Origin of the sequence: Haliea sp. (genome assembly GCF_040222615.1) — a bacterium.
Lineage (GTDB): Bacteria > Pseudomonadota > Gammaproteobacteria > Pseudomonadales > Halieaceae > Haliea.
On the sequence record NZ_JAVKCQ010000135.1, the window covers coordinates 1 to 4606 of the forward strand.

General features: G+C 65.3%; 5 protein-coding genes. All 5 read left to right on the plus strand.

Features of this window, described 5'->3' with window-relative positions; translation table 11 throughout:
* Window positions 1-387 (plus strand): cytochrome c maturation protein CcmE (ccmE, locus tag RJQ10_RS10845; protein WP_350146463.1); only part of this gene is annotated, 387 nt, incomplete at its 5' end.
* Window positions 384-2372, plus strand: coding sequence for a heme lyase CcmF/NrfE family subunit (locus tag RJQ10_RS10850; RefSeq protein ID WP_350146465.1), 1989 nt, complete (start codon window positions 384-386; stop codon window positions 2370-2372). The genes ccmE and RJQ10_RS10850, both read left to right, overlap by 4 nt.
* Window positions 2356-2898, plus strand: coding sequence for a DsbE family thiol:disulfide interchange protein (locus RJQ10_RS10855; protein WP_350146467.1), 543 nt, complete (start codon window positions 2356-2358; stop codon window positions 2896-2898). The genes RJQ10_RS10850 and RJQ10_RS10855 overlap by 17 nt, the downstream gene beginning before the upstream one ends.
* Window positions 2895-3365 (plus strand): cytochrome c-type biogenesis protein, encoded by a 471-nt coding sequence (locus RJQ10_RS10860; protein WP_350146469.1) that lies wholly within the window; start codon window positions 2895-2897, stop codon window positions 3363-3365. The genes RJQ10_RS10855 and RJQ10_RS10860 overlap by 4 nt, the downstream gene beginning before the upstream one ends.
* Window positions 3362-4549, plus strand: a complete 1188-nt coding sequence (ccmI, locus tag RJQ10_RS10865) for a c-type cytochrome biogenesis protein CcmI (RefSeq protein WP_350146471.1) — start codon at window positions 3362-3364, stop codon at window positions 4547-4549. The genes RJQ10_RS10860 and ccmI overlap by 4 nt, the downstream gene beginning before the upstream one ends.
* Window positions 4550-4606 lie beyond the last annotated feature (57 nt).

The window sequence follows — 4606 nt, forward strand, 5'->3', positions numbered from 1 at the left end:
TATGCCCTGCGCGGCAATATCAACCTGTTCTATCCCCCGGTGGAGGTCGCCGCGGGCCTGGCACCCGTAGGCCAGAATATCCGTGTGGGCGGCATGGTGGTGGACGGCAGTATCCAGCGCAGCAGCGACAGCCTCGAAGTGCGTTTCGAGGTCACGGATTTCGAGGCCGTGGTACCAGTGGTGTATACCGGCATCCTCCCGGATCTCTTCGACGAGGGCCAGGGCGCAGTGGCATCGGGCAAGCTGGACGCAAACGGGGTCCTGCAGGCATCGGAAGTCCTGGCCAAGCACGACGAGAACTACATGCCGCCGGAGGTGGCTGATGCGCTGGAAGCATCGAAAGCGAGAATGGCCGGGCAGGCCGCCAAGCAGGAGTATGCGCAATGATCCCCGAGTTCGGCCACTTCGCCCTGATTCTCGCCCTCTGCCTCTCGATCCTGCTGTGCACCGTGCCCCTGTGGGGCGCCTGGCGTGGCAACGCCACCGCCATGGCCCTGGCTCCGAACCTGGCCATCGGTATCCTGGTGTTCTCCGCGATCAGTTTCGCCTGCCTGACCTGGGCCTTCATGCAGGACGATTTCTCGGTGGAGGTGGTCGCGAACAACAGCAACAGCCTGCTGCCCTGGTACTACAAGTTCTCCGCCGTGTGGGGCAATCACGAGGGCTCACTGTTGCTATGGATTCTCGTACTCGCCCTGTGGACCTGCGCCGTCGCCGTATTCAGCCCCCAGTTGCCGCTGGTGATGCTGGCGCGGGTGCTGGCGGTGATGGGCTTTGTCGGGGTGGGCTTCATGGCCTTCTCCCTCTTCACCTCCAACCCGTTTGCGCGTCTCTTGCCTGGCACTCCCATGGACGGACAGGACCTGAATCCGCTGCTGCAGGATTTTGGCCTGATCATCCACCCGCCACTGCTGTACATGGGCTATGTCGGGTTTTCGGTAGCGTTCGCCTTTGCCATCGCGGCCCTGCTCGGTGGCCGCCTGGATGCCGCCTGGGCGCGCTGGTCGCGGCCCTGGACCAATGTCGCCTGGGCTTTCCTGACCCTCGGGATCATGCTGGGCAGCTGGTGGGCCTACTATGAACTTGGCTGGGGCGGCTGGTGGTTCTGGGACCCGGTGGAGAATGCCTCCTTCATGCCCTGGCTGGCGGGTACCGCGCTGATTCACTCCCTGGCGGCGACGGAAAAGCGCGGCCTGTTCAAGAGCTGGACCGTCCTGCTGGCTATTTTTGCCTTCTCGCTCAGTCTGCTGGGGACCTTCCTGGTGCGCTCTGGGGTGCTGACCTCGGTGCACGCCTTCGCCACCGATCCCGCCCGCGGCCTGTTCATCCTGGTGTTCCTGGGTATCGTGGTGGGAGGTTCCCTCATTCTTTACGCCCTGCGGGCTCCCGCGGTCAGCAGCCGGGTGGGCTTTGCCTGGCTGTCCCGGGAATCCCTGCTGCTGGTCAACAACGTGGTGTTCCTGGTGGCGACCCTGACGGTGCTGTTCGGCACCCTGTTCCCACTGCTCATGGATGCGCTGGGGCAGGGCAAGTACTCCGTGGGGCCACCCTACTTCAACGCGGTGTTCGTACCGCTGATGGCGCTGCTGATGCCGTTCATGGGGATCGGCCCCCTGTCCCGCTGGAAGCAGGACAGCGCCAGCCGCTGGCGGGCGGAGCTGCTGCTTCCAGCCATTGCCACCGCCCTGTGCGCCCTGACCCTGCCGCTGTTGCACGATGGCGACTATAACCTGTGGGTGGCGCTGGCCATTCTGCTGGCGGGCTGGGTGGTTTTCGGCATGCTGCGGGATCTGGCCAACCGGGTGCGCAACGCCAGCTCCGTCGCCGCCGGCCTCCGCCGCCTCGCCCCCAGCTACTGGGGCATGTTCGTGGCTCACGTGGGCTTTGCGGTCACCGTGATCGGGGTGGTGGTGACCAGCCAGTTCAACATCGAGCACGATCTCAAGATGACCCCCGGTACCAGCGATACGCTCGCCGGCTACGAGTTTCGCTTTCTCGATGTGCGCGGTGTTCGCGGCCCCAACTATGTTGCCGATGAAGCGCGCTTTATTGTCTACCGTGACGGCCGCGAGGTCGTGCGTCTGGCGCCGCAGAAGCGGCGCTACCTGGCCAGTGGGGATGTCATGACCGAGGCCGCGATTGACGACGGGCTGTTCCGCGACCTGTTCATTGCCATGGGTGAGCCGGTGGGCAGTGACGGGGCGTGGGCTATCCGCCTGCATTACAAGCCCTTTGTCCGCTGGATGTGGGCAGGCTCGGTGCTGATGGCGCTGGGCGCCTTCGTGACCGTCGCCGACAAGCGCTATCGGCGCCAGCGCAGTGCCGCGCGTGATGCCCTGCGCCAGGGAGGAGTCAGTGGCGCCCAGGCTTAAACTGTTTGTACCGCTGATCCTGTTCGCAGTGTTGGCGGCATTCCTGTTTCGGGGCCTGTCCCTGGACCCCACGGCCCTGCCCTCGGCGCTGATTGATCGGCCGTTACCGGACTTTCAGCTTACCGAACTCGCCGATGACCGGCCCCTGACCCGCGACGATGTGATCGGGGAGCCCGCGCTGTTCAACGTCTGGGCCACCTGGTGCATTTCCTGCCGGGTCGAGCACCCCTACCTGCAGCAGCTGGCAGACAGCGGTGTTCCCATCTACGGAATCAACTACAAGGACGAGGACGCTGCAGCCCAACGCTGGCTGCGCGATCTCGGCAATCCCTATCGTGCCAATATCGTCGATCGGGAGGGCACCCTCGGCGTGGACCTCGGCGTCTACGGCGCCCCGGAGACCTACCTTGTGGATGCCGCCGGTGTGATTCGCTACCGTCATGTCGGGGTCATAGACGAGAGAGTCTGGCGCGACACCCTGGAGCCCCTCTGGCGGGAAGTCCTCGCCCTGGAGACCACACCATGACCATGCTGTGCAAGACCGCCCTGGCATTGTGGGTGCTGCTGCTGGCCCTGCCCGCAGCGGCGGTTATCGAGACCTACGAGTTCAGTGAGCCGGCGCTGGAGCAGCGCTACCGGGAGCTAAGCCAGGAGTTGCGCTGCCCGAAGTGCCAGAACCAGAACATCGCCGATTCCAATGCACCGATTTCCCAGGACCTGAGACGCCTGCTGCATCAGCAGCTGGAAGCCGGCGCCAGCGACCAGGAAATTCTCGAGTTCATGGTGGCGCGCTACGGTGAATTCGTTCGCTATCGGCCGGCATTCAACGCTGCCACGGCAGTCCTGTGGCTGGCGCCGGTATTGTTGCTGCTCGCCGGAGCCGCGGGTTTGCTGCTGTTGTTGCGGGGGCGCAAGCAGTCTCCAGCCACCCTCGACAGTGACGAGCAGGCCCGACTCGCAGCCCTGTTGCAATCAGCGGAGAAAGACGCTTGACCCTGTTCCTGCTCGCCTGTGCCGGCCTCGTCCTGCTCAGTGGATTGTTTTACCTGTTCCCCGGCTGGGCCATGCGCCGGCCCCTCGACGACGGTGCCCAGGCCAATCTCGAGTGGTATCGCCTGCGGCGGCGCGAGTTGGCGGAGGAGGGCGACACCGGCCTCGAAACCGATGCCCAGCTGCGGTTGCTGGAAGACCAGCAGCAGCCGGCGGAAACTGCTGTGTCCAATCCGCGGGCGCCTTTTCCGGTCTGGGTGTTGTTGCCGCTGGTGGCCGTGATGGCCGGTACCCTCTATTACCAGCTGGGTTCGGTCGCGGATGTCAGGATTGGCGGGCAGCTGGCGGGGCTGGATGAAAATGCTGGCGAGGAAGACATGCTGGCGTTGATGGCGGCGATCGAGAAACGCTCCGGCCAGCGGCCGGACAACCTGCATTATCTGGCCCTGCTGGGGCGCTTTTACATGGGCCAGGGCGATTTTGTGATGGCCGCAGAAACCTACAACAGGCTGGCAGTGGGGGCACCCGATGACGCCCAGGCCCTGGCCTATGCTGCCCAGTCCCGTTACCTGGCCTCGGACAGGACTCTTGACCCGGAATCCCAGGCCCGCGCCGAGCAGGCCCTGGCCATCAACCCGCACCAGCGCACAGCGCTGGGTCTGCTGGGCATGGCGGCTTTCGAGCGCGACCAGTTCCGCGCTGCCATCCAGTACTGGGAGCGGCTGCTGGCAATGGAAACCGATGGCAGCGAGGGGGCGCAGATGATTGCCGGGGTGATTGCCGAGGCCCGGGAACGGCTCGGTGAGCCGGCTCCCGCCGCCGGTGAGCCAGCGGTCGTCGCTGGCGTCGGCCTCAGCCTGCTGGTGACAGCACCTGAAGGTGCTGTCCTCGATCCTGCCGACACCGTTTTTGTGCTTGCGCGCTCCGCGTCCAGCGACAGTCGCATGCCCATCGCGGTGCAGCGGCTGCAGGCCGGTCAGCTTCCCGCGACCCTGCGCCTGGATGACAGCAACTCCATGGCGGGGCAGAAACTGTCCGAGGCCGGCGAGGTGGTGGTGGTGGTGCAGGTCTCGCCCGATGGCACCCCCGGCGAGGACAAGGCGAGCTGGCTCGGGCGTGCGGGCCCGCTGCGGCCGTCCCTCTCCACCGAGCCGCTGGCCATTACCCTGCAACCCCGGCAGAGCTGAGCGGCTTTAACCGGCGACAGGCATAGTGTTGCCCCGGGAAGTTGGATACACTACATC